General features: G+C 70.4%; 22 protein-coding genes and 1 pseudogene. 14 read left to right on the top strand and 9 right to left on the bottom strand.

What is annotated here, in order from left to right; all coding sequences use genetic code 11:
* Positions 1-298: 298 nt before the first annotated feature.
* Both meaB and AOK17_RS41410 read right to left on the bottom strand, forming a co-directional pair.
* Positions 299-1,255: a methylmalonyl Co-A mutase-associated GTPase MeaB gene (gene meaB, locus AOK17_RS41415; RefSeq protein ID WP_055617806.1), complete on the bottom strand. Its 957-nt coding sequence runs from the start codon at positions 1,253-1,255 to the stop codon at positions 299-301.
* Between the two features lie 31 nt (positions 1,256-1,286).
* A complete protein-coding gene (locus tag AOK17_RS41410) occupies positions 1,287-2,489 on the bottom strand; it encodes an acetyl-CoA C-acetyltransferase (protein WP_055617805.1) in 1,203 nt (400 codons plus the stop codon).
* Between the two features lie 147 nt (positions 2,490-2,636).
* Here AOK17_RS41410 and mce point away from each other — a divergent pair, with 147 nt between their 5' ends.
* From mce to AOK17_RS41375, 7 genes are all read left to right on the top strand, one after another.
* Positions 2,637-3,077 carry a methylmalonyl-CoA epimerase gene (gene mce, locus AOK17_RS41405; RefSeq protein ID WP_055617804.1) on the top strand — a complete coding sequence of 147 codons (441 nt, stop codon included), beginning with the start codon at positions 2,637-2,639 and terminating at the stop codon, positions 3,075-3,077.
* 230 nt (positions 3,078-3,307) lie between these two features.
* Positions 3,308-7,156 (top strand): polarized growth protein Scy, encoded by a 3,849-nt coding sequence (gene scy, locus AOK17_RS41400; RefSeq protein WP_055617803.1) that lies wholly within the window; start codon positions 3,308-3,310, stop codon positions 7,154-7,156.
* A gap of 182 nt (positions 7,157-7,338) precedes the next feature.
* Positions 7,339-8,274, top strand: coding sequence for a coiled-coil domain-containing protein (locus AOK17_RS41395; protein WP_055617802.1), 936 nt, complete (start codon positions 7,339-7,341; stop codon positions 8,272-8,274).
* 149 nt (positions 8,275-8,423) lie between these two features.
* On the top strand, positions 8,424-9,428 hold the full coding sequence (locus tag AOK17_RS41390) for an ABC transporter ATP-binding protein (protein ID WP_055617801.1): 1,005 nt from the start codon (positions 8,424-8,426) through the stop codon (positions 9,426-9,428).
* A 4-nt stretch (positions 9,429-9,432) separates the two neighbouring features.
* Positions 9,433-10,203 (top strand): ABC transporter permease, encoded by a 771-nt coding sequence (locus tag AOK17_RS41385; RefSeq protein WP_055617800.1) that lies wholly within the window; start codon positions 9,433-9,435, stop codon positions 10,201-10,203.
* A gap of 110 nt (positions 10,204-10,313) precedes the next feature.
* Entirely contained in the window at positions 10,314-11,540 is a 1,227-nt protein-coding gene (locus AOK17_RS41380; RefSeq protein ID WP_055617799.1) for an ABC transporter ATP-binding protein, read from the top strand.
* Positions 11,537-12,382, top strand: a complete 846-nt coding sequence (locus AOK17_RS41375; protein ID WP_055617798.1) for an ABC transporter permease — start codon at positions 11,537-11,539, stop codon at positions 12,380-12,382. The genes AOK17_RS41380 and AOK17_RS41375 overlap by 4 nt, the downstream gene beginning before the upstream one ends.
* Before the next feature lie 34 nt (positions 12,383-12,416).
* Here AOK17_RS41375 and AOK17_RS41370 read toward each other — a convergent pair whose 3' ends face one another.
* Positions 12,417-12,749, bottom strand: coding sequence for a hypothetical protein (locus tag AOK17_RS41370; protein ID WP_055617797.1), 333 nt, complete (start codon positions 12,747-12,749; stop codon positions 12,417-12,419).
* A 218-nt stretch (positions 12,750-12,967) separates the two neighbouring features.
* Between AOK17_RS41370 and AOK17_RS41365 the strand changes: the two genes are divergently transcribed.
* Entirely contained in the window at positions 12,968-13,996 is a 1,029-nt protein-coding gene (locus tag AOK17_RS41365) for an LLM class flavin-dependent oxidoreductase (protein WP_055617796.1), read from the top strand.
* A 406-nt stretch (positions 13,997-14,402) separates the two neighbouring features.
* Here the strand turns inward: AOK17_RS41365 and AOK17_RS41360 are convergent, their stop codons facing one another.
* Positions 14,403-14,795, bottom strand: coding sequence for an SCO5389 family protein (locus AOK17_RS41360; RefSeq protein ID WP_055617795.1), 393 nt, complete (start codon positions 14,793-14,795; stop codon positions 14,403-14,405).
* 287 nt (positions 14,796-15,082) lie between these two features.
* Between AOK17_RS41360 and nucS the strand changes: the two genes are divergently transcribed.
* Positions 15,083-15,754, top strand: a complete 672-nt coding sequence (gene nucS / locus AOK17_RS41355) for an endonuclease NucS (protein ID WP_055617794.1) — start codon at positions 15,083-15,085, stop codon at positions 15,752-15,754.
* Between the two features lie 138 nt (positions 15,755-15,892).
* Here nucS and AOK17_RS41350 read toward each other — a convergent pair whose 3' ends face one another.
* The 4 genes from AOK17_RS41350 to AOK17_RS41335 form a co-directional block, all read right to left on the bottom strand.
* Positions 15,893-18,379: an ATP-binding protein gene (locus AOK17_RS41350; protein ID WP_055617793.1), complete on the bottom strand. Its 2,487-nt coding sequence runs from the start codon at positions 18,377-18,379 to the stop codon at positions 15,893-15,895.
* A 329-nt stretch (positions 18,380-18,708) separates the two neighbouring features.
* Positions 18,709-19,032, bottom strand: a complete 324-nt coding sequence (locus AOK17_RS41345) for an STAS domain-containing protein (protein ID WP_030672301.1) — start codon at positions 19,030-19,032, stop codon at positions 18,709-18,711.
* 165 nt (positions 19,033-19,197) lie between these two features.
* Positions 19,198-20,046, bottom strand: coding sequence for a 3-hydroxyacyl-CoA dehydrogenase family protein (locus tag AOK17_RS41340; RefSeq protein WP_055617792.1), 849 nt, complete (start codon positions 20,044-20,046; stop codon positions 19,198-19,200).
* 165 nt (positions 20,047-20,211) lie between these two features.
* Positions 20,212-20,853: a TetR/AcrR family transcriptional regulator gene (locus AOK17_RS41335; protein ID WP_055617791.1), complete on the bottom strand. Its 642-nt coding sequence runs from the start codon at positions 20,851-20,853 to the stop codon at positions 20,212-20,214.
* Between the two features lie 90 nt (positions 20,854-20,943).
* Here AOK17_RS41335 and AOK17_RS41330 point away from each other — a divergent pair, with 90 nt between their 5' ends.
* Genes AOK17_RS41330 through AOK17_RS41320 form a run of 3 tightly spaced genes read left to right on the top strand, consistent with a single transcriptional unit; the run spans position 20,944 to position 23,099 of the window.
* Positions 20,944-21,726, top strand: coding sequence for an ABC transporter ATP-binding protein (locus tag AOK17_RS41330; protein ID WP_055617790.1), 783 nt, complete (start codon positions 20,944-20,946; stop codon positions 21,724-21,726).
* Positions 21,727-21,763: 37 nt separating this feature from the next.
* Entirely contained in the window at positions 21,764-22,513 is a 750-nt protein-coding gene (locus AOK17_RS41325) for an ABC transporter permease (RefSeq protein ID WP_055617807.1), read from the top strand.
* Positions 22,514-22,526: 13 nt separating this feature from the next.
* Positions 22,527-23,099, top strand: a complete 573-nt coding sequence (locus AOK17_RS41320; RefSeq protein WP_055617789.1) for a cob(I)yrinic acid a,c-diamide adenosyltransferase — start codon at positions 22,527-22,529, stop codon at positions 23,097-23,099.
* 134 nt (positions 23,100-23,233) lie between these two features.
* On the opposite strand, the gene AOK17_RS41315 is transcribed toward AOK17_RS41320, so the two are convergent.
* Positions 23,234-23,818 (bottom strand): hypothetical protein, encoded by a 585-nt coding sequence (locus AOK17_RS41315; protein WP_055617788.1) that lies wholly within the window; start codon positions 23,816-23,818, stop codon positions 23,234-23,236.
* A 152-nt stretch (positions 23,819-23,970) separates the two neighbouring features.
* Here AOK17_RS41315 and AOK17_RS41310 point away from each other — a divergent pair, with 152 nt between their 5' ends.
* Complete coding sequence (locus tag AOK17_RS41310; RefSeq protein WP_055617787.1) at positions 23,971-25,170, top strand: sensor histidine kinase; 1,200 nt, start codon at positions 23,971-23,973, stop codon at positions 25,168-25,170.
* Positions 25,167-25,264 (top strand): annotated as a pseudogene (locus tag AOK17_RS52900) (DNA-binding response regulator); the annotation flags it as partial. The gene AOK17_RS41310 and the pseudogene AOK17_RS52900, both read left to right, overlap by 4 nt.

The raw sequence follows: 25,264 nt of genomic DNA, 5'->3' as shown, positions 1-25,264 counted from the left end.
GTGGTACGAGTTCCGGCTCGCCGAACGGGCGTCGTACGAGCGGATCCGCGTCTATGACGGGCACAACGGGCGTTGCAATGTGGGGGAGATCGAGTTCTGGTACCAACTGCCCGACGAGGAATGAGAGCCGCGGGTTCGTCGTGGCTGGTCGCGCAGTTCCCCGCGCCCCTAAAGGGGCGCGGGGAACTGCGCGACCAGCCACGACGAACCCGCACCCGACAACACACCCGACGGGGTCTGGGGCGGAGCCCCAGGGGACGGGACGGGTAGGGGCGGCGGGGGCGAGAAAAGCCCAGGGTCAGCCCTCTGTCAGGCCCTCCACCAGGGAGTCCGCCGCTCGGTACGGGTCCAGGTCGCCTGCGACGATGCGCTCCGCGAGGGCGCTGAGGCGGCGGTCGCCATGGAGGTCGGCGATCCGTTCGCGGAGGGCCGTGACGGCGATCGTCTCGACCTCGCGGGACGCCCTGGCGAGCCGCCGCTCCGCGAGCACCCCCCGCTCCTCCATCCACGCCCGGTGCTTCTCAAGGGCTTCGACGACCTCGTCGATCCCTTCCTCCCGCGCAGCGACCGTCTTCACGATGGGAGGCCGCCAGTCCCCGGGCCCCCGGGACTCCCCGAGCCCCAGCATGTGGTTCAGCTCACGGGCGGTGGCGTCCGCCCCGTCCCGGTCGGCCTTGTTGACCACGTACACGTCACCGATCTCCAGGATCCCCGCCTTGGCGGCCTGGATGCCGTCGCCCATACCGGGAGCCAGCAGCACCACACTCGTGTCGGCCTGCGAGGCGATCTCGACCTCGGACTGCCCGACACCCACGGTCTCCACGAGGACGACGTCGCACCCCGCCGCGTCCAGCACCCGGATGGCCTGCGGGGCGGCCCAGGCGAGCCCGCCCAGATGCCCCCGCGTCGCCATGGAGCGGATGTAGACACCGGGATCCGACGCGTGGTCCGACATCCGCACCCGGTCCCCGAGGAGCGCACCGCCCGAGAAGGGCGAGGACGGGTCGACGGCGAGGACACCGACCCGCTTGCCCTGCCGCCGGTAGGCCGTCACGAGCGCCGACGTGCACGTGGACTTGCCGACACCGGGCGAGCCCGTGAGCCCCACGACGTACGCGTTGCCCGCGAGCGGCGCCAGCGCGGCCATGACCTCGCGGAGCTGCGGGGACGCCCCCTCCACCAGGGAGATCAGCCGGGCCACGGCCCGCGGCCGGCCTTCCCTGGCCTGGGTCACCAGCGAGGCGACGTCCTGCATCACAGCTCCGTTCACGAAATGAGAAAACGCGTCAGGCCTTGGGTACCCGCACGATCAGCGCGTCACCCTGCCCGCCGCCACCGCACAGCGCCGCCGCGCCCACTCCGCCGCCCCGCCGCTTCAGTTCGAGGGCGAGGTGCAGTACGAGCCGGGCGCCGGACATGCCGATCGGGTGACCGAGGGCGATGGCACCGCCGTTGACGTTCACCTTTTCCGTGGACACCCCCAGGTCCTTCATTGACTGGACCGCGACGGCGGCGAAGGCCTCGTTGATCTCGATCAGGTCAAGATCCTCGACGCCGATGCCCTCCTTCTTGAGCGCGTGCTGGATCGCGTTGGACGGCTGCGACTGCAAAGAGTTGTCCGGTCCCGCGACGTTTCCGTGGGCGCCGATCTCCGCGATCCAGTCCAGTCCGAGCTCCAGCGCCTTGGCCTTGCTCATGACGACGACGGCGGCAGCCCCGTCGGAGATCTGCGAGGCCGAGCCGGCCGTGATGGTGCCGTCCTTCGCGAACGCGGGCCGCAGCTTCCCGAGCGACTCGGTGGTCGTCTCGCCGCGGATGCCCTCGTCCTTGCTGAAGACGACGGGCTCGCCCTTGCGCTGCGGAATCTCCACCGGAGTGATCTCGGCCTCGAAGAGGCCGTTCTTCTGCGCGGCGGCGGCCCGCTGGTGCGAGAGGGCCGAGAAGTCGTCCTGCTCGGGCCGCAGGATGCCCAGGCGTGTGTTGTGCTTCTCGGTCGACTCGCCCATGGCGATGTTCTCGAAGGCGTCGGTCAGCCCGTCGTACGCCATCGCGTCGAGCATCTCGATCGCGCCGTACTTGTAGCCCTCCCGGGACTTCGGGAGCAGGTGGGGAGCGTTGGTCATGGACTCCTGGCCGCCCGCCACGATCACGTCGAACTCTCCGGCGCGGATCAGCTGGTCGGCGAGCGCGATTGCGTCGAGGCCCGAGAGACAGACCTTGTTGATCGTGAGCGCCGGGACGCTCATCGGGATGCCCGCCTTGACCGCGGCCTGGCGTGCCGGGATCTGCCCTGCCCCGGCCTGGAGCACCTGGCCCATGATCACGTACTGCACCTGGTCGCCGCCGATGCCCGCACGGTCGAGGGCGGCCTTGATCGCGAAACCACCGAGGTCGGCTCCGGAGAAGGACTTCAGAGAGCCGAGCAGCCGTCCCATCGGGGTGCGGGCACCCGCGACGACGACGGAGGTGGTGCTGTTCGTTCCAGACATGAGGAGCGATCCCCTTCCAGCTTGCACAGCTGAGGAGTGAACGAGGGTTTACTGAAAATGTACTGAGCGGTACGCCCCCCGTCATCCGGCGCGGTGTGTGATCGCGCGCACGTTGCGTAACCGCCCCGGGAGCGCTGCACTGACACCATGCTGACGCGAATCGACCACATCGGGATCGCCTGTTTCGACCTCGACACGACTGTCGAGTTCTACCGTGCGACGTACGGCTTCGAGGTCTTCCACACCGAGGTCAACGAGGAGCAGGGCGTGCGCGAGGCCATGCTCAAGATCAATGAGACGTCCGACGGGGGCGCCTCCTATCTCCAGCTCCTGGAACCCACCCGCGAGGACTCCGCCGTCGGGAAGTGGCTGGCCAAGAACGGTGAGGGCGTGCACCACATCGCTTTCGGTACGGCGGATGTGGACGCGGACTCGGCCGCCATCCGCGACAAGGGCGTACGCGTGCTGTACGACGAGCCGCGCAGGGGTTCGATGGGGTCGCGCATCACCTTTCTGCACCCGAAGGATTGCCATGGCGTCCTGACAGAACTGGTCACATCGGCGCCCGTTGAGTCACCTGAGCACTGACCCGCGTACATAAGGGCCGGTAGGGTTGGGGACGGCCGCCGCTTCTACGGGGCGGTCCGGATCCTCATCGTCAGGATCCGAGGGCCGGGGTCCAGGTTTCGGGGGCGAGTGGCGGGGCAGCAGCGTGTGCTCCGCCGTTGATCTGACACCATTCCCCGGGGGCCCCGTTCGGCGGATGGACGGTGCTCGTTTGGAGAGACTTGCGACCAGGGGACGGATGGGACCGCGCAGTGCGGGGCTACGAACGCCAGGAGCGAGAGCCGGCGGCTGACGTCGACCACCTCTCTCGGTTCGAGGCCGAGATGGAACGGCTGAAGACCGAGCGGGAGAAGGCCGTCCAGCACGCCGAGGACCTCGGCTATCAGGTCGAGGTGCTGCGCGCCAAGCTGCACGAGGCGCGCCGCAGTCTGGCGACCCGGCCTGCCTACGACAGCGCCGACATCGGCTATCAGGCCGAGCAGATGCTCCGTAACGCGCAGATCCAGGCCGACCAGCTGCGGCAGGACGCCGAGCGGGAGCTGAGCCAGGCCCGCGCGCAGACGCAGCGGATCCTCCAGGAGCACGCCGAGCAGGCCGCCCGCCTCCAGGCGGAGCTGCACCAGGAGGCGGTCAACCGCCGCCAGCAGCTCGACCAGGAGCTCTCGGAGCGCCGGCAGAGCGTCGAGTCGCACGTCAACGAGAACGTGGCGTGGGCCGAACGGCTGCGTGCCCGCAGCGAGCAGCAGGCCCGCCGGCTGGTCGACGAGTCCCGTGGCGAGGCCGAGCAGGCCCTGGCCGCCGCCCGCACGGAGGCCGAGCGGGTCGCCGCGGAGGCCCGTCAGCGGCTGCAGGCCGACGCGGAGCAGGCACGCGCGGAGGCCGAGGCGCTGCTGCGCCGGGCCCGCACCGACGCCGAGCGGCTGCTGAACGCGGCGTCGACGCAGGCCCAGGAGGCCACCGACCACGCCGAGCAGCTGCGCAGCTCGACCGCCACCGAATCGGACAGCGCGCGCCGCCAGGCCACCGAGCTGAGCCGGGCCGCCGAGCAGCGCGCCAGCGCGGCCGAGGCGGCGCTGCGCGAGGCGCAGGCCGAGGCGGACAAGGTCCTCGCCGAGGCGAAGGAGGCCGCGGCCAAGGCGCTCGCCGGCGCGGAGTCGGCGAACGAGCAGCGCACGCGTACGGCGAAGGAGCAGGTCGCCCGGCTGGTCGGCGAGGCCGTCAAGGAGGCCGAGACCACCAAGGCCGAGGCCGAGCAGGTCGTCGCGGACGCCAAGGCCGCCGCCGAGAAGATCGTCGCGGAGGCCGAGGAGAGCGCACGCAGCCTCACCGCCGAGGAGACCGCCTCCCAGCTCGCCAAGGCGGCCCGTACGGCCGAGGACGTCCTGAACAAGGCGTCCGAGGAAGCCAAGTCGACCACCAAGGCCGCGTCCGAGGAGGCCGAGCGGATCCGTGCCGGGGCCGAGGCCGAGGCGGACCGGCTGCGGGCCGAGGCGCACGACATCGCCGAGCAGCTCAAGGGCACGGCGAAGGACGACACCAAGGAGTACCGCGCCAAGACGGTCGAGCTGCAGGAGGAGGCGCGCCGCCTGCGCGGCGACGCCGAGCAGCTGCGCGCGGACGCCAACGCCGAGGGCGAGCGGATCCGTTCCGAGGCCCGGCGTGAGGCCGTCCAGCAGATCGAGGAGGCGGCCAAGACCGCCGAGGAGCTGCTCGCCAAGGCGAAGGCCGACGCGGACGACCAGCGGTCGAACGCGACGACGGAGAGCCAACGGCTGCGCACCGAGGCCATCGAGCGTGCCACGACGCTGCGCCGGCAGGCCGAGGAGACCCTGGAGCGCACCCGCGCGGAGGCCGAGCGGCACCGGGCGGAGGCCGTCGAGCAGTCCGAGGGCATCATCGCGGAGGCCGAGCGCGCCGCCCGTGAACTGCACGAGGACACCGAGCGGGCCATAGCGGCCCGCCAGGCCGAGGCCGCCGAGGGGCTGACCCGGCTGCACACGGAGGCCGAGGAGCGCCTCACCTCCGCCGAGCAGGCGCTGACCGACGCGCGCGCCGAGGGCGAGCGGATCCGCCGTGAGGCCGCCGAGGAGATCGACCGGCTGCGCGGCGAGGCCGCCGAGCGGATCCGTACGCTCCAGGCCCAGGCCGAGGCGGAGGCCGAGCGGCTGCGCGACGAGGCCGCTTCCGACGCGTCCGCCTCGCGTGCCGAGGGCGAGTCCATCGCCGTACGGCTGCGTTCGGAGGCCGCGGCGGAGGCCGAGCGGCTGAAGTCGGAGGCCCAGGACACCGCGGACCGCGTACGGACCGAGGCGCAGGCCGCCGCCGAGCGGCTCGCCACGGAGGCCGCCGAGGCGCTGTCCGCCGCCCAGGAGGAGGCCGCCAGGCGCCGCCGCGAGGCCGAGGAGCTCCTCGGCGCCGCCCGGCAGGAGGCCGACCAGGAGCGGGAGCGGGCCCGCGAGCAGAGCGAGGAGCTGCTTGCCTCGGCGCGCAACCGCGTGGAGGAGGCCCAGACCGAGGCCGTACGGCTGGTCGAGGAGGCGGACCGCCGGGCGACCGAGATGGTGTCGGCCGCCGAGCAGACCGCGCAGCAGGTGCGGGACTCCGTCGCCGGGCTGCACGAGCAGGCCCAGGAGGAGATCACGGGCCTGCGCAGCACCGCCGAGCACGTGGCGGAGCGCACGCGTACGGAGGCACAGCAGGAGGCCGACCGGGTCCGCGCCGACGCTTACGCGGAGCGGGAGCGGGCCGCCGAGGACGGCAACCGTCTCCGGCGCGAGGCCCACGACGAGGCGGAGGCCGCCAAGTCCCTTGCGGAGCGCACGGTTTCGGAGGCGATCACCGAGTCCGAGCGGCTGCGCTCGGATGCCTCGGAGTTCGTCCAGCGGGCCCGTACGGAGGCTTCGGACACCATCGCGGGGGCCGAGCAGGACGCCTCACGGGCGCGGGCCGAGGCCCGCGAGGACGCCAACCGCATCCGGTCGGACGCGGCGACGCAGGCCGACACCCTCATCACCGAGGTGACGTCGGAGGCGGAGCGGCTCACGGCGGAGACCAACGCGGAGGCGGAGCGGGTCCGTTCGGAGTCCGTAGCGAAGGCCGAGAAGCTGATCTCGGACGCGACGGGCGACGCGGAGCGGCTGCGCGCCGAGGCGGCCGAGACGGTCGGTTCCGCGCAGCAGCACGCCGAGCGGGTCAGGTCGGAGGCGGCACGCGTCAAGAACGAGGCCGCCGCCGAGGCCGACCGGCTCATGTCGAACGCACGCGACGAGGCCGACGACACCCTGGACAAGGCGCGCAAGGAAGCCAACAAGCGGCGCTCCGAGGCGGCCGAGCAGGTCGACACGCTGATCACGGAGACGGCCGCCGAGGCCGACAAGCTGATCACGGAGGCCCAGCAGACGGCGCACAAGACCACCGCGGACGCCGAGGGGCATGCCGACACGATGGTCGGCGCCGCCCGCAACGAGGCGGAGCGGCTGGTCTCCGAGGCGACCGTCGAGGGCAACTCGCTGGTGGAGCGGGCCCGGACGGACGCGGACGAGCTGCTGGTCGGCGCGCGCCGGGACGCCACCGCCATAAGAGAGCGGGCCGAGGAGCTGCGTGACCGGATCACCGGCGAGATCGAGGATCTGCACGACCGGGCCCGCCGGGAGTCCGCGGAGACGATGAAGGCGGCGGGCGACCGCTGCGACGCGCTCATCAAGGCCGCCGAGGACCAGCTGAGGGAAGCCGAGGCGAAGGCCAAGGACCTGGTGTCGGAGGCCAACTCCGAGGCGGGCAAGGTCCGGATCGCCGCCGTGAAGAAGGCGGAGGGGCTCCTCAAGGAGGCCGAGCAGAAGAAGGCCGCGCTCATCTCCGAGGCCGAGGCCATCAGGTCCGAGGCGGTGCGCGAGGCGCGGGCCGCGGTCGAGGAGGGCAAGCGCGAGCTGGAGGTGCTGGTCCGGCGCCGCGAGGACATCAATGCCGAGATCTCCCGTGTCCAGGACGTCCTTGAGGCGTTGGAGTCGTTTGAGGCCCCGTCGAGTGGCAAGGACGGTGGCGTCAAAGCTGCCGCTGCGGCCGGTGCGACTCGTTCGGGTGGCAAGCCGTCGGAGGGCTAGCCAAATGGCCAACTTCCGTGCTTGCCAGAGGCCTTCGGCATCGTCTCTGGCAAGCGGTCCGGCTGTTAGCCACCAAAAAGGGTGTCATTCTCCATATCAATCGGGCTACTGCTCGATGACACACCGTCTTGACCCCTAGGATTCCACCTATCACCTCACCGGTCTCATTCGACAGGAACCCCATGAGCGACACTTCCCCCTACGGCTTCGAGCTTGTGCGGCGTGGGTACGACCGCGCTCAGGTGGACGAACGCATTTCGAAGCTCGTCTCCGACCGTGACAGCGCTCTGGCCCGTATCACTGCTCTGGAAAAGCGCATCGAGGAGCTCCATCTCGAAACGCAGAACGCCCAGGCCCAGGTCAGCGACGCAGAGCCGTCGTACGCGGGTCTCGGCGCGCGCGTCGAGAAGATCCTCCGCCTCGCCGAGGAGGAGGCGAAGGACCTGCGCGAAGAGGCCCGTCGCGCGGCGGAACAGCACCGTGAGCTCGCCGAGTCGGCGGCTCAGCAGGTGCGTAACGACGCAGAATCGTTCGCTGCGGACCGCAAGGCCAAGGCGGAGGACGAGGGCGTCCGGATCGTCGAGAAGGCCAAGTCCGACGCTTCTCAGCTGCGTACCGAGGCTCAGAAGGACGCGCAGTCCAAGCGTGAGGAGGCGGACGCCCTCTTCGAGGAGACCCGCGCGAAGGCCGCTCAGGCCGCCGCCGACTTCGAGACGAACCTCGCCAAGCGCCGCGAACAGTCCGAGCGTGACCTGGCCTCGCGTCAGGCCAAGGCGGAGAAGCGTCTCGCGGAGATCGAGCACCGCGCGGAGCAGCTCCGCCTGGAGGCCGAGAAGCTGCGTACGGACGCCGAGCGCCGCGCCCGTCAGACGGTGGAGACGGCTCAGCGCCAGGCCGAGGACATCGTGGCCGACGCGAACGCCAAGGCGGACCGGATCCGTTCGGAATCCGAGCGCGAGCTGGCGGCTCTCACGAACCGTCGCGACTCGATCAACGCTCAGCTGACGAACGTCCGCGAGATGCTCGCGACGCTGACCGGTGCGGCCGTGGCCGCCGCCGGGTCGCCGGCCGAGGACGAGCCGATCTCCCGTGGGGTTCCGGCTCAGCAGTCCCGGTAGTTCGGCTTGTGGGTGAGCTGCGGGCCGGTTGTGGCCGGTCGCGCAGTTCCCCGCGTCCCTTGAAGAAGGGGCGCGCCCCCGTCGATCCGAGTTCAAAGCCCTCTGTCGCTGAAGTGGCAGGGGGCTTTGTCGCGTTTTAGCGTGGCCCCATGATCGAGCTTGAGGGGCTTACCAAGCGGTACGGCGAAAAAATGGCGGTGAACCATCTGACGTTCACCGTGCGGCCGGGGATCGTGACCGGGTTTCTGGGGCCGAACGGGGCCGGGAAGTCCACGACGATGCGGATGCTGCTCGGGCTCGACCGGCCGACCGCGGGTGATGTGCGGATCGACGGGCAGCACTACGACCGTCTCAAGGATCCGCTGAAGTACATCGGGGCCCTGCTCGACGCCAAAGCAATGCACGGCGGTCGCAGCGCCTTCAACCATCTCCTGTGCCTCGCGCAGAGCAACGGGATCCCGAGGGCGCGGGTGCACGAGGTCCTCGACACGGTGGGCCTCACGGCGGTGGCGAAGAAGAAGGCGAAGGGCTTCTCGCTCGGCATGGGGCAGCGGCTCGGTATCGCGGGCGCGCTGCTCGGCGACCCCCGCATCCTGATGTTCGACGAGCCGGTCAACGGTCTCGACCCCGAGGGCATCCACTGGATCCGCAACCTGATGAAGTCCCTGGCAGCCCAGGGCCGTACGGTCTTCGTCTCCTCACATCTGATGAGCGAGATGGCGCTGACCGCCGACCACCTCGTCGTTATCGGCCAGGGCCGGCTGCTCGCCGACACCTCCATGGCCGACTTCATCCGGCAGAACTCACGCTCGTACGTACGGATCCGGTCGCCCCAGCGGGAGCGGCTGCTCGACGTGCTGCACGGGGCCGGGATCACCGTCGTCGAGGCGGGCGGCGAGGCACTGGAGGTGGACGGTACGAAGTCGGAGCACATCGGGGAGCTCGCGGCCCAGCACCAGCTCGTGCTGCATGAGCTGAGCCCTCAACAGGCCTCGCTGGAAGAGGCGTTCATGCAGCTGACGGCGGAGTCGGTGGAGTACCACGCGCACTCGGACCCGGGACTCGGCGCCACCGCGCCGGCCGCTGCTCCGCCTGTCGCGCCGCCCGCCGGGCAGCAGGCGCCCCAGTGGGGCAACGACTGGAAGAAGGGCTGAACCCATGGCCGCGACCCAGGTCGTCCGGTCCGAGTGGACCAAGATCCGGTCGGTGGCGTCCACGGTGTGGACGCTCTCTCTCGCCGCGGTGGTCACCGTCGCGCTCGGCGTGCTCATCTCGCTGCTGTCCAAGAACGAGTTCGACGACCTGAGCACGAAGGACCGGCTCTCCTTCGACCCGACGTTCATCAGCTTCGCGGGGATGAGCCTCGGTCAGCTGGCGATGATCGTGTTCGGTGTGCTGGTGGTCTCCAACGAGTACAGCACCGGCATGATCCGCACCTCGCTCGCCGCGGTACCGCAGCGCGGCACGTTCCTCTTCAGCAAGATCGCGGTGGCGACCGGACTCGCCTTCGTCGTCGCCCTCGCCACCAGCTTCGTCGCCTTCTTCCTCGGCCAGGCGATGCTGGGCTCGCACCGGGCGTCGATCGACGACCCGGGTGTCCTGCGCGCGGTCATCGGCGGCGGCCTCTACATGACCCTCATCGCCCTCTTCTCCATGGGCGTCGCCACGATGCTGCGCAGCCCGATGCTCTCCCTCGGCATCCTGATGCCCTTCTTCTTCCTGATCTCCGCCATCCTCGGCAACGTCGACGCCACCAAGAAGTTCGGCCAGTACCTCCCGGACCAGGCGGGCAGCAAGATCATGCAGGTCGTCACCCCGATCGACGACGATGTGCCGTACGGACCGTGGGGCGGCCTGGGAATCATGGTCCTTTGGGTGCTGGTGGCGGTGGCGGGCGGATATGTGCTGCTGAAGAAGAGGGACGCGTAGGGCTCACGATTTTGCTCAGCTTTGGGGGGAACCGTCAGCGCCCGGCTATCCTCCTAACCCTTACGGGGGCGTGTGCCCCGACGTCCTGAACCATTCGATGGGTGCGGAGAATGATCGAGGCAGTCGGCCTGACGAAGCGCTACGGCGACAAGACAGCCGTGTACAACCTTTCCTTCCAGGTAAGGCCGGGTTCCGTCACCGGTTTCCTCGGGCCCAACGGGTCGGGCAAGTCGACGACCATGCGCATGATCCTCGGGCTCGACAACCCCAGCTCCGGTCAGGTCACGATCGGCGGCTACCCCTACCGCAAGCTGCCCAACGCCCCCCGCCAGGTCGGCGCGCTCCTCGACGCCAAGGCCGTGCACGGTGGCCGACACGCCCGCAACCACCTCCTGTGCCTCGCCCAGCTGTCCGGCATCCCGGCCCGCCGCGTGGACGAGGTGCTGGGCGTCGTCGGCCTCCAGGACGTGGCGAAAAAGCGCTCCAAGGGCTTCTCGCTCGGCATGGGCCAGCGGCTCGGAATCGCCGCCGCACTCCTCGGCGACCCCCAGGTGCTGCTCTTCGACGAGCCGGTCAACGGCCTCGACCCCGAGGGCATCCTCTGGGTGCGGAACCTGATGAAGTCGCTGGCCGCCGAGGGCCGGACCGTCTTCGTCTCCTCCCACCTCATGAGCGAGATGGCCGTCACCGCCGACCATCTCATCGTGATCGGCCGCGGCCAGCTGCTCGCCGACATGAGCGTCCGCGACTTCATCTCGCACAACTCGGCCGACTTCGCCCGCGTCCGTACGCCCGAGACCGAGCCCCAGCAGCGCGAGAAGCTGACGGCTGCGCTGACCGAGGCGGGCGGCCAGGTGCTGCCCGAGCAGGACGGCGCATTGCGTGTCATGGGCCTGCCGCTCCCCCGGATCAGCGACCTCGCGCACAGCGCCGACGTACGCCTGTGGGAGCTCTCCCCGCACCAGGCCTCGCTGGAGGAGGCGTACATGCGGATGACGCAGGGCGCCGTCGACTACCGCTCCACCATCGACCAGCGCGCGGGCCTGCAGCAGGAGCTGCCGCCGGGCGCGATGCCGCCGCCGCAGATGCCGGTGCCGGGTCAGGGCCAGCCGGGCTGGTACGCCCCGCCGCCGCCCCAGCAGGGCGGCCAGCCGTTCGCGATGCCGCAGGCGCAGCCGCCCGCCGGACCGCCCGCGGGCCCGTACGGCGCCCCGGCCGGTCCCGGAGCCGGAGAGCCCAACCCGTACGCCCAGCCCGCCGGCGCCGCGCCCGCGGCAGCCCCCGCGCAGCCCTCCTCCGCCGCCCCCGACCTGACCAAGCCCGAGGAAGCCCGATGAGCACGCCCCAGCACCAGATGCAGCAGCAGGCCGCCCCTGCCCCCAACTGGCAGGGCACGCCCGGGACTTCGTACACCTCGCCGATTCCGATCACGCGCACGCACCTCGGTCACGCGCTCGCCTCCGAGTGGACGAAGATCAAGTCGGTGCGCTCCACGATGTGGACGCTCGGTGTCTTCGTGCTGCTGGTCGTCGGCATCGGCTTCCTGGTCGCCGCCCAGACCACCAACGAGGACTTCACGGACGTCCCGTACACGATCCCCGCCTTCTTCGGCCTGATCCTCGGACAGATCTGCCTGATCACGCTGGGCGTGCTCGTGGTCTCGTCGGAGTACGGCACGGGCATGATCCGTACGACGTTCACGGCGTCGCCCCAGCGCTACCGGGTGCTCACCGCCAAGCTGATGATCTTCTTCGTCGTCGCGTTCGTCGTGTCCGCCCTCTCCATCGGCGTGGTCGGCCTGATCACGTCGGGGATGCACGGCGGTTCGTCGGACAACGAGTGGGGCGGGACCGTCCTGATGGGCGCGCTGTACGTGTCGCTGCTCGGCGTCCTCGCGCTCGCCGTGGGCTCGATGCTGCGGCACTCCGCCGGCGCGATCACCACGATGCTCGGTGTGGTGCTGGTGCCCGCGATCCTGCCCGCGTTCCTGCTGATGTCCGAGAGCATGCGGACGATCGGCGAGAAGATGATGGAGTACAACGCTCCGAACGCGCTCGCCCGGATCTTCCAGCTCGACAACGACAACGGGAACGGCAGTTCCCAGCTCGTTCTCCTCGTGGGCGTGACCGCGGCGGCGATCGCCGGGGCCTACGCGCTGCTGGAGAAGCGGGACGTCTAGGACATAGGCGACGTACGCAAGTTCGTTCGAAGGTCTAGAACTTCGGGGCGTTCCGGGACCGCTGCACCCGTGTGGTGCGGCGGTCCTTCGCGTTCCAGCAGGCCTTGTGCCAGTGCCGCCGCTCGTCCACACCGGAGTGCTCGGGCCAGGCCACCACGTGCGGCACGCCGGAGGGAATCTGCTGGTCGCAGCCGGGGCAGCGGTACGTCTTGCCCTGGGCACTCGCGCCCGCCACGTGCCGCACGCTCCACGCCTCGCCCTGCCAGTTCTCCGACGACTGCCAGCCCCCGTAACGGTCGGACGGATCCCCGTCCGGGCTCCGGCCGGAGTCACCGGCACCCTTGGGACGGTTGCGACGCGGGGACACAGGACACCTCACGGAGCTATACAGGGAGCACGGGCTGTGTCCAGCCTACGCGGAGCACCCAGGGGTACGCGTACGTCACCAACCCCCACAGATCCCCCGCACGGCCGGCTCATTCTGCAGACAATCCGCCAATCTCCCCGCCAGGCCGTGTCCTTGGCACGTGTCAGACGGTTATGCGACGTGGGGGAGCCGCGTCGGCACAAGGAGGCAGGAGTGCGATGCGCGTAGGAAGTTTTGTACTGGCGGCCCAGTTCCCGGGCCAGGGCCAGGGGGAGGCACTGCACCGCGCGGTGCGGTCCGCCGAGGTCGCCGAGGAGGCGGGGCTCGACGCCGTATGGCTGGCCGAGCACCACTTCGTGCCGTACGGGACGTGCCCGTCGGCCATCACGCTCGCGGCGTTACTGCTCGGCCGCACCCGTCGGATCCGGGTCGGCACGGCGGTCAGCGTGCTGCCCACCGTGCACCCCGTGGCGCTCGGCGAGCAGGCCGCACTGCTGCACGTGACGTCCGGCGGGCGCTTCTCGCTCGGGCTGGGGCGCGGCGGACCGTGGGTGGACCTGGAGGTCTTCGGGACGGGCCTCGAAGCGTACGAGAAGGGGTTCCCGGAATCACTCGATCTGCTGGTGCGGTGGCTGCGTGAGCCGTCCGTCGCGGGCGGTTCGGAGCGCTTCGCCTTCCGTGAAGTCCCTGTCGTGCCAAGGCCGTCGGAGGCCCTGACGGGCGGCGAGAGCCCCGAGGTCGTCGTCGCCTGCACCTCACCGGCGAGTGTCCGGCTGGCCGCCGAGCGCGGGCTGCCGATGCTCCTCGGGATGCATGTCGGGGACGAGGAGAAGGCGGAGATGGTCACGCTGTGGCGTACGTGCGCGCGCGACGCGGGGTACTCGCCCGAGGCGATCGCGGACGCGGCCCACGTGTCGGCCGGCATCGCCCAGGTCGCGGACCGGCGCACGGACGCGGTCGAGATGCTTCTGAAGGCCATGCCGGGCTGGCTGAAGCAGGGCCTCGACGCCCATGTGACCGTCGACGGCCGGGCCCGCTCGATGCGGGACCCGGTGGCCTACACCGAACTGCTCTGCGGTCTGCACCCGGTGGGCACGCCCCGCCTGTGCGCCGACCGCCTCGCGGCGACCTCCGAGCGCACGGGGATCACGCGCTTCGCGCTGCTCACGGAGGGCTCGGGCGACCTGGCGGCGACCGAGGAGAACGTACGGCGGCTGGGGGACGAGGTGCTGCCGCGGCTGCGGTGAGCGGGACCCCGCCCGGGCCGAGCCGAAGGAAACCGCGTCCCGGCCGAGCCGGGATGCGACCGGGCCGAACCGGGGTACGTCCGGGCCGTACCGCAGTGCGTCCGGACCTTAACCCGGGTACGTCCAGGTGGAACCGGAGTACGTTCGGGCCGAACCGGGGTACGTCCGGGCGGAACCGGAGTGCGTTCCGCCGAGCCCGAGTGCCTTCGGGTCGAGCCCGAGTGCGGTCGGGGCCGAACTGGCGTACGCATTCCGGAGGTTGGGCCTCGTTCGGTATCAACGGGCCCGTATCCGACCGGAACAGACCCCCGTCCGGGCCCAACCGGTGTGCGCCGCGGGGAGCTTGCCGCCCCAGTACAAAAGCACCTCCCGCGTACGGAGCGGCAAGCCGTGCGGCATCACTGCCTCAGCAGTCCCGGAACTCCGGCGACTGGTTCAGCAGCTGACTGCGCACCGAGGTGAAACGGGTCAAGGTGTCGTCCACCGAGCCGTCCAGCGGGAACACCGCCACGCGGTGGCAGTTCTGGAAGGCCAGGCGCACCCCGAAGTGCCGCTGCAGCGCACCGCGTATCGCGTCACTCGCGAGCGCACGCAGCAGCTGGCCGCGCGCCTGCTCGTCCGGCGGAGGCGTCTGGTTGTCGGCGAAGTTGCCGCCGTCCACCTTCAGCTGAGCCACCAGGGAGCTGATCATCTCCCATGCGTAGGGCAGGGAAATCCGGACGCAGTCGACGAATTCCGCTTCGTCGACCTCGCCTCGCTCGGCCTTTTCGAGTAGGGCCGGTGAGACGTCCAGCGACATGGGTTCTCCTCTCGCACCCCCTCGGCAGAGGGGGTTGACGGACAGGGAAGGAGACCACGACGCCGAACACGCTGAGTACACGCGTCGCGACCTCCCGTTTATACGGTAGGCAACTGTTCGTGGCCGCACCAGGACATTGAGAAACCGGGGGAGACTCAACCTGCTCACAACCAGCCACTTTCGAACAGGGCTTATCCGGGGAAACAGGGGCGACAGGAAAGTCTCCGGTCGAGCGGACTCATGGGCGGATCGCGCCGACCCTTGCCGGTCGAGTAGCGTTGCCGACCATGCGTCTCGTCATTGCCCGCTGCTCCGTTGACTACGCGGGCCGGCTCACCGCCCATCTCCCGTCGGCCCCCCGCCTGATCCTTGTGAAGGCCGACGGCAGTGTCTCGATCCATGCGGACGACCGGGCCTACAAGCCCCTCAACTGGATGTCGCCGCCCTGCACGCTGAAGGAGGGTTCGGGGGACGACGAGGGTGTCTGGACCGTCATCAACAAGGCGGGCGAGAAGCTCATCATCACGATGGAGGAGGTCCTCCACGACTCCTCGCACGAACTCGGCGTGGACCCCGGCCTGATCAAGGACGGCGTGGAGGCGCACCTCCAGGAGCTCCTCGCCGACCGCATCGACACCCTCGGCGAGGGCTACTCGCTGATCCGCCGCGAGTACATGACGGCCATCGGCCCGGTCGACATCCTGTGCCGTGACGGCGCCGGCCAGACCGTCGCCGTGGAGATCAAGCGGCGCGGCGAGATCGACGGCGTGGAGCAACTCACGCGCTATCTGGAGCTGTTGAACCGCGACCCGCACCTCGCGCCGGTCCGCGGCATCTTCGCGGCCCAGGAGATCAAGCCCCAGGCCCGCGTCCTCGCCACCGACCGGGGCATCGGCTGCACGGTCCTCGACTACAACGCGCTGCGCGGCATCGAGGACGACAAGCTGCGGCTGTTCTGACAGCCACGAGGTTCTTCCGTACGCCATGTTCGTACGGCATGACAGTTCGTGCGGCATGACAGTGGGCCGGGTCCTGTGTGGAGGACCCGGCCCACTGTCATGCCGTGGTGGCCGTACGCGGGTGTCGTACCCCGCGTCTCAGATCGTCGGCGAGTCGCTGTCCGCCGGGCTGCTCGCGGCACTGCTGCTCTCGGCCGGGCTGGAGGCCGGGCCGCTGGCCGAGTCGGAGGTCTCCGGCGTGGTCGGCGGAGTCTCGCTCGGCTCACCGGTCGGATCGGGGTCGGTCGGTGTCGGAGTCGGCGTGGGTGTCGGCGTCGGACTGGTCGGCGGCTTCGGCGAAGTCGGCGGCCTGGGCGAGGTCGGCGGCTTCGTCGTGGGCTTGTTGGTGCTCGGCTCCTTCGTCCCGGTCGGGTCGTCCGAGGGCTTCGTGCTCGAAGTCGGCGCCGGGTCGTCCGAGGTCCCGATGATCCCGTCGTTGCCCGGGTCGGTGGAACGGCTCGTCGAGTCCGCGTCGCCGCCCTTGTTCGGCCGGTCCGCGCCGAGTCCGTCGCCGTCGTCGCCGGCGCTGGCCGACGGGTTGGGGCCGACCCGCTCCGACGGGATGTTGTCGTCGGGGTTGGAGGTCGCGCCGAGCGTCACCACCGTGCCGAGCACGGCGGCCAGGAGCGCGCCCGCGCCCGCCGCCGCGAGGTTGCGCCGGGTGCCGTTGACCAGGCCCTTGACGCGGCCCGGCTTCGCCGCTGAGGCGGAACCGCTGCGGCTGATGACCGTCGCGGGCTCGCCCGGCGGCTGGAGCGAGGGGACCGGAGTGAACCCGGACGGTACGCCGCCGGGCGGCGACGCCGACTCCTCGGACCGCGCGTCGGGCACCTCCTCGCCCGCCGTCGCACCGATCCCGGCCGGTGGTGTGGTGCCGGTGCGGTCCGCGACCAGGGCGAGGGCGCGGCGGCCGGCGACGGTGCCGCGCTTCTCGGCGAGGGCGCCGCGCAGCCCGATGGACGCCTCCAGTTCGGCGCGGGCCCGGTCGAACTGCCCGCCGCAGACCGCGAGGACGCCCAGCTCGTGGTGGAAATAGGCTTGATCCGAGACCTCGCCGGACAACCGGGCCGCCTCGGCGCCCGAGCGCAGCGCACGCTCCCAGGCACTCCAGTGCAGCCCCGCGGCGAACGCGGGCGCGGCCGTGCGCGCCAGCCGTACCGCGGTGGCGCTCTCCTCGTCCTCGGCCCGTGGGTCCGTAAGAGGCGCCAGGGCGGTCAGTGCGGCGAGCACGGCGTCCGCCTCGGCGGCGACCCGCTCCGGGGTGACCGACGGATGCCCCGACCACCAGGCGTAGTGCTCGGCGGCGGCGCGCGCCTTCTCCTCGGCGTCGGACGCGTACCCGACGGCCTCCAGCTGGGTCTGTACGCCGGCCGCGAGCCGGTAGTGCGAGCCGACCGGTGTGACGAGCGCGCAGCCGACGAGCTCGGCGAGCGCGGCGTCCGCGTGCGTGTCCCCCACCAGGGCGGGCAGATGCGCCTGGTGCGGCACCTCGCCGTCCAGCGCGACGGCGAAGCGCAGCGTGGCGCGCGCCGACTCGCTGAGCCGGGTCGCGAGCAGCGCGGCCGGGGCGGCGCCCTCGGCGAGCGACGGCAGCGGTACGTCGTGGCCGTCCTCGGCGTCGAAGGGCGCGTCCACGGGCGCGTCCTCGTAGTAGCCGAACTCGTCGAAGGCGTTCGGGTCGGCGCGCAGCTGGTCGCGCTGCCGCAGCAGCGCACCGGCCTGCACGAAGCGCAGCGGCAGTCCCTCGGACTCGAACCAGAGGTCGCCCGCCCAGTTCGCCTCGTCCTCGGTCAGGACGCGGCCGACGGCGCGCTCCAGCAGTTCGAGACCGCCGCCGCGGCCGAGGCCGCCGAGGAAGACCTCTTCGAGGAGCGAGTCGGTCGACGGCGCGGGAACGTCCGGTGTCGCGGAGATCAGGAAGGCGCACTCGGGGGTCGCGTCGAGCAGTTCGTCGAGCGCGCCGGCGCCGAACTCCACGTCGTCCAGGACGACGACCGCGCCGATCTCGTGGACGAACGCGAGCAGTTCCTCCCGCTCCGGCCGGTGCAGCGGAGCGTTGAAGACGGCGGCGAAGAGGTCGTGCAGGAGATCGTCCGGGGTGCGGCGGTGGCCGCTGAGGCGCACCACACCGTCCGGGGCGAGGTCCGCGCAGTCGTCTGCGACGGCGTCCAGAAGCACGGTGCGGCCCGAGCCCGAGGGTCCGGTGAGCCGCACGGAGCGCCCGCGCGCGAGCAGGCGTACAAGCCGCTCACGCTCCTCCTGCCGCTCCAGGAGCGGCAGTCTGGGCAGCGAGGCCCCTGGTGGTACGGGAGGTCGTGTCGAGCGGGCCAGCTCGGCCCGGTCGGCTGCGCTGTACTTCGTGGGCCGCGGCGGTCGCTCGCCCGGCGGGCAGAGCTCGATCTCGCTGCCGTCGACGGGATTGACGGTGAGCAGATGGTCGCCCGACACGAGTTGGACGGTGCGGGCCAGTGCTGGCGTGTGCTGACCGAAGTCGGACGTCAGAGGATCGCGCGGCGGGCGCTGTCGTGGCGCCGAGCCGTCGTCGTCGTGGCCGTACTCTTCGGGTCCCCGGTTCATCGGGTCCATAGGTCCAAGCCCCCCAAAAGCGTGGTGTGCCGAGCCCCTCCCGGCCTTGCTGCACACTGCGCTGTCGCTTCTGGTCCGGTGCCCGCTCACGGGTTCGTCAAGACGCGGGCAGCCGAACCCTAAACCTTCGCACAGTATCTACGAACACACGGGGTACCGCGCCGTCCGAGACGTCACAGCTTCGTGAGGATTGTTCGCGACATACGTTTCGTACGATCGCTTCCTACCCGATCTTCGCCGTTTGCGACAGTGACGCCGAGTCACATCCAGGAACGGCGCCGGGTCACATCGAGCGGCTGCGGAGGGTCACGTCCGGGAGGGGCGCGGGGTCACACCCGGGGCAGCGACTCGACGCCGATGCCGCCCTCGATCGCCAGGATCCGGTGGAGCCGGGTGGCCACCAGCAGTCGCTGCATCTGCGGCGGGACGCCGCGCAGCACAAGCCTCCGGCCGCACCGCCCCGCCCGCCGGTGGGCCCCCATGATGACACCGAGCCCGGTGGCGTCCCAGGAGTCCAGCTCTGACAGGTCGAGCACCAGGTCGCCGACGCCGTCGTCGACTGCCGAGTGCAGGACCGTACGGGCGTCCGCCGCGCTGCGGACGTCGAGGCGGCCCCCGACGACCAGCTCGGCGTGGTCGCCCCTGATGTACATATGCGCTCCCCGAGAGTGCGTTTCGTACGCTGCGTCTTCGTCGTGTCCTGTGTTGCCAGGACTGACTGCCGTACCGGGGCAGAAGTTGCCCTCTGTAAGCGAACCGATACCGAATTCACTCCGAGGAGTGACCGGTCGAAGATCGCCGCAGAGTCAGTACGTGTATCAGTACGTGTAGAAGCCTTGCCCGCTCTTACGGCCGATGTCACCGGCGTCAACCATCCGGCGCATCAGCTCCGGCGGGGCGAACTTCTCGTCCTGGGACTCGGTGTAGATGTTGCTGGTCGCGTGCAGAAGGATGTCGACGCCCGTGAGGTCGGCGGTGGCGAGAGGACCCATCGCGTGACCGAAGCCCAGCTTGCAGGCGAGGTCGATGTCCTCGGCGGTCGCCACGCCCGACTCGTACAGCTTGGCCGCCTCGACGACGAGCGCCGAGATGAGCCGGGTGGTCACGAAGCCGGCCACGTCACGGTTGACGACGATGCAGGTCTTGCCGACCGACTCGGCGAACTCCCGCGCGGTGGCGAGTGTTTCGTCGCTCGTCTTGTAGCCGCGGACGAGCTCGCAGAGCTGCATCATCGGGACCGGCGAGAAGAAGTGGACGCCGACGACCCGCTCCGGGCGCTCGGTGGCCGCCGCGATCTTGGTGATCGGGATGGCGGAGGTGTTGGAGGCGAGTACGGTCTCGTCCTTCACCAGCTTGTCGAGCGTACGGAAGATCTCGTGCTTGACTTCCAGCTTCTCGAAGACGGCCTCGACGACGATGTCGGCGTCGGCGACCGCGTCCAGATCGGTCGTCGTGGTGATACGGCCCAGCGCCTGCTCGGCCGCGTCGGCGTCCAGCCTGCCCTTGCTCACGAACTTGTCGTACGAGGCCTTGATGCCGTCGGTGCCACGGGTCAACGCCTCGTCGGTGACATCGCGCAGGACGACGTCCCAGCCGGCCTGTGCGGAGACCTGGGCGATACCTGAACCCATGAGTCCGGCCCCGATGACGGCGAGCTTCCCTGCCACTGTCCGACTCCCCTGCTGCGTTTTCCCGGCGTTGACCATCGCGAGACAACCCGGGTAACACGCTGTCGGGTTGCCTCTTCGGCGGACCCTAGCGCTCGTCAGGCGCTGTGTGACCGGTAAGTAACGCGCGTCACGTCTCATAGGACGGACATCACACCGAGCGGCTCATTCCGCCGCCCGTACGGCGTAGTTGAGGACCTTCTCGCTCAAAAGGTCCTCCATGCCGTCGAGCAGTGCCAGCACCTCTCGGGACACCTCGGCCGGATCGCGGCACGCCATCATCTCGCGGCTGATCTCGCTCATCACCGTCTGGTGGAGCCAGCCGATCTGCCCGGCCATCAGACCCGGAGTCGGATCGTCCGGATCGGCGCCCGTCTCCTCGCGCAGTGCCGCCTCCAGGTCGTCGTGGACCTCCTGCTGAAGGCTCCACAGGCGGGACCGGAGGGCGGGCGCGTCATGGATGACGCGCATGAAGCGGTCGTACCCCTCCATCAGTCCGACCCGGGGCGAGACCGCCTCGACCTCCTCGCGCAGCTCGCGCAGGACGGCGACGGCGGCCGACTCTCCGACGCGCCGGCCGCGCACCCAGCGCGAGAGCCGGTCGACGACACCCCGGCTGCGGTCGAAGAAGAGGTCCTCCTTGGCCGGGAAGTAGTTGTAGACGGTGTTCACGGAGACGTCGGCCGCGTCCGCGACCTCGGCCATGGTCACCGTCACGAAGCCGTGCTCCAGGAACAGTCCCGTGGCGATGTCCGAGATGCGCTGCCTGGTCTCGCGCTTCTTCCGCTCCCTGAGCCCCTCTGCCATGGCTTCATCGTAGGCCGGACCGATTATTTCTGGTCTCTCTTAAATTTTGGTGGCATTGCAAAATTTAAGTCACTCTGTTTTTCTTGGCGCATGCCCATCATCAGCACGGCCGGCCTCGCCCGGACCTTCCAGACCAAGCGCGGCCCCGTCGAGGCGGTCCGCGGCATCGACCTCACCGTCCGGGCGGGCGAGATCCTCGGCTTCCTCGGCCCGAACGGCGCGGGCAAGACGACCACGCTCCGGATGCTCACGACCCTGCTGGCCCCAACAGGCGGCGCCGCCACCGTCGCGGGCCACGACCTGGCCACCGACCCGGAGGGCGTCCGCCGCGCGAGCGGGTACGTGGCGCAGTCGGGCGGGGTCGACCCCCAGATCTCCGTACGCGAGGAACTCGTCACGCAGGGACGGCTCTACCGCCTGACCAAGGATCAGGCGGTGCAGCGGGCCGAGGAGTTGGCCCGGGACCTGGACCTCATCGACCTCCTCGACCGGAAGACGTCGGCGCTCTCCGGCGGCCAGCGCCGGCGTCTCGACATCGCGCTGGGCCTCACCCACCGCCCGAAGGTGCTGTTCCTCGACGAGCCGACCACGGGCCTCGACCCGGCGAGCCGGGCGGACCTCTGGGACCTGGTCCGACGCCTGCGCGACGACCACGGCACCACCGTCTTCCTCACCACGCACTACCTCGACGAGGCGGACGCGCTCGCCGACCGGCTCGTGATCGTCGACCAGGGGGTCGTGGTGGCCGAGGGCACGCCGAGCGCGCTCAAGCTCCAGCACGGAGGGTCGATCGACGCGACGCTGCAGGACACGTTCCTCGCCATCACGGGCCGCGGCCCCGCGCCGGCGGACTCCACCCCCGTAGCCGTCTGACCGCCTGTCCCTCCCATCCATCCAGGACGTGACGACCGTGCTTCTCCAGGACACCGCGCTGATCTTCGGGCGCTACATGCGCCAGACCCTGCGCTCCAAGTTCGCGATGCTCTTCGGCGTACTGATGCCGCTGCTGTACCTGCTCTTCTTCGGCCCGCTGCTCACCGATCTGCCGCTGGGCGGCGGCGGGAGTTCCTGGCAGGTCCTGGTCCCCGGACTGCTGCTCCAACTCGGCCTGTTCGGGGCCGCGTTCGCCGGATTCATGATCATCGTCGAGAAGGGCCACGGGGTCGTGGAGCGGATGCGCGTCACTCCGGTCAGCCGCCTGGCACTTCTGCTCGGCCGAGTGCTGCGCGACACGGCGGTCTTCGTCTTCCAGGCGGTCCTGCTGGTCCTGGCCGCCGTGGTGATGGGCCTGCGAGCACCGCTGGCAGGCATCCTGATCGGCTTCGCGTTCGTCGCGCTGCTGACCGTCTCGCTGGCCTCGCTGTCGTACGCGCTGGCCATGCGCCTCAGCTCGGCCCACACGTTCGGCCCGACGATCAACGCGCTGACCATGCCGTCCATGCTCCTGTCCGGCCTGATGCTCCCCATGTCACTGGCGCCCGGCTGGCTGGACGCCCTCTCGCACGTCATGCCCTTCCGCTATCTGGTGGACGCGATGCGGGACGCGTACGTCGGCTCGTACGCGACCTCCTCCATGCTGTACGGCGTCCTGGTGGCCGTAGGCCTCACGGGAATCGCCGTGACGGTGGGCACACGAGTGTTCCGGGAGGCCGGGGCGTAACTACGCTGGCCGCATGGTCAATCTGACGCGCATCTACACCAGGACCGGCGACCGGGGCACGACGAACCTGGGCGACATGAGCCGGGTCGCCAAGACCGACCCGCGGATCTCGGCGTACGCCGACGCCAACGAGGCGAACGCGGCCATCGGCACGGCGATCGCCCTCGGCAACCTCGACGAGGAGATCGTCAAGGTCCTCACCCGCGTCCAGAACGACCTCTTCGACGTGGGCGCGGACCTCTCCACGCCGGTCGCCGAGAACCCCGAGTTCCCTCCCCTGCGGGTCGAGCAGTTCTACATCGACAAGCTGGAGGCGGACTGCGACCACTTCAACGAACAGCTGGAGAAGCTCCGCTCCTTCATCCTCCCCGGCGGCACCCCGGGCGCGGCCCTCCTCCACCAGGCGTGCACGGTGGTCCGGAGGGCGGAGCGCTCGACGTGGGCGGCCCTGGAGGTGCACGAGGAGGTAATGAACCCCCTGACGGCGACCTACCTCAACCGCCTGTCGGACTTGCTCTTCATCCTGGCAAGGACGGCAAACAAGGAGACGGGCGACGTCCTGTGGGTCCCGGGCGGCGAACGCTGAGGACGTTTTTTGGCTTTTAGGGGCGCGGGGAACTGCGCAGTCTTTTGGCTTTTAGGGGCGCGGGGAACTGCGCGACCAGCACCGACCCACCCGCAGCGAACGAGCCACGTTCTCCCCCACCCCCCGGCGGAGCCTCACTTCTTGGTGAGGCTCCGCTCCACCGACGCCCCCTCCCCGGCGGAGCCCTCCGGCGCCTTCTTGGGCCAGATCAGGTAGGTCAACGCGATCACCCCATGAATCCCAACGGCCCGCCAAGCCACAAACCGCCAACTCTCCAACGACCCCGTACGCCCCGAATCCCCCACGTACCAGATGGCGACCTGCAACAACACGGTCGCAACCCCCGCAGCGACCACGGACCCCAGCCACACCTTGCCCTCGTGCCGGGCGCGAGCCATCCCATACCGCGGCGGCCCGACGGGCCGAGCCGCACCCGCGAGCCGATGGGCCGCATGCCCGTCGAGCCACTTCACGGTCCGGTGGCCATGCCCCACGGTGTAGCCGATGTACAGCGCGGCCAGCCCGTGCTTCCAGCTCGGCTCCGCCCCGTCCTTGAGGTCCAGCGCGGTGACGACCAGCAGCACGACCTCCAGCAGCGGCTCGCACAACAGCAGGGCCAGCCCCGTGCGGGGCATCTTGAGCAGGTAGCGGAAGGCGAGGCCCGCGGCCAGCAGCACCCAGAAGCCGACCTCGCATACGACGATCAGCGTGACGATCACGACTCGCTCCTCTCGGTCACCCTTCCAGGCTCCCGTCGCCCCGAGCCCCGATCGTCGTCGCCAGTGACGAAACGGCACTGCATCCTTCGATGTAGCCAAGGACCGTCCCCCGGGATCAGGCATCGGCACCGCACTCCGTGTTGGATGGAGTCATGGCCGTACGACTCCCCCGCCCCCACCGAGACGACGTGCGGATCGCGGCCGCGGGACTGTTCGGCGGGATCTTCCTGTACGTGGTCGGTCTTGGCACCCGGCCGGCCGACGAGCCGATCGTCCTGTGGTCCGACAGCCGGGCCCTGCTGATCCCGCTCGTCGTGATGACGGGCTGTGAGCTGCTGCGCAGGACCATGCCGCGCACGGCCCTGCTCGTCGGCACGGTCGCGGTGGTCGCGGACCTGTTCACGCGGGGCAGCCTGGCCACCCTCGTGATGTTCACCGACCTCGTGTACGCGGCGGTGCTGTACGGGCCGCCCGCTTCCGCCCGGCGCATCCCGTGGATCACCGGGCTGCTCACGGTGGCCGGAACGATCGCACCCGTGGCGATCTGGCGTCAGCCGGAGGCCCTGCTCATCGGCGCGGGCGTCGGCATCGTGTCGCTGGCACCGGCCGCCACCGGCTGGATCGTGCGCAACCACCGCGACGCCGCCGAAGCGGCCCGCCTCCGCGCCGAACAGACCGCCCTGCTCGCCGAGATGGACCGCAGCCAGGCCGTCACCGCCGAACGCGCCCGCATGGCAAGGGAGTTGCACGACATGGTCGCCAACCACCTCTCCGCGATCGCCATCCACTCCACGGCCGCGCTCTCGCTCGACGATCCCGACACCTCGAAGCAGGCCCTCGGCGTGATCCGCGAGAACAGCGTCGAGGGGCTCGCCGAGATGCGCCGCCTGATCGGCATCCTGCGCGACAGCAGCGGCGACACGGAGGCGGTCGCCGCGCCCACCCTCGACGGACTCGGCACGCTGGTGGACCAGGCCCGCGCCAACGGCCTCGACGTGGACCTGGACAGCACCCACACGGCGCTCCCCGCCCCGGTCGAACTGACCGCCTACCGCATCGTTCAGGAGTGCCTGACCAACGCCCTCAAGCACGCCTCCCCCGGCCTGGTCACCGTCACCCTCGCCCAGCGCGACCACTCCCTCGACGTGCGGGTGACCAGCCCGTACGGCGGTGCCCGGGACGACGGCCCGCGCGCGCCCGGCTCGGGTACCGGCCTGATAGGGATGCGCGAGCGGGTCGCCCTGCTGCACGGCACGTTCGAGGCCGGACCGGTCGGTGCCCCGGACTCCGCCGACGGCAAGACCTGGACCGTACGCGCCACCCTCCCGATCACCGAAGGAGAAACCGAATGATCCGTGTGCTCGTCGCCGAGGACCAGTCCGCCGTACGCGCCGGTCTCGTCCTCATCCTGCGCAGCGCCCCCGACATCGAGGTGGTCGGCGAGGC

Origin of the sequence: Streptomyces phaeochromogenes (genome assembly GCF_001418655.1) — a bacterium.
Lineage (GTDB): Bacteria > Actinomycetota > Actinomycetes > Streptomycetales > Streptomycetaceae > Streptomyces > Streptomyces phaeochromogenes.
The sequence above is the reverse complement of the archived record's forward strand: the minus strand, read 5'-3'. Positions and strand labels throughout refer to the sequence as shown.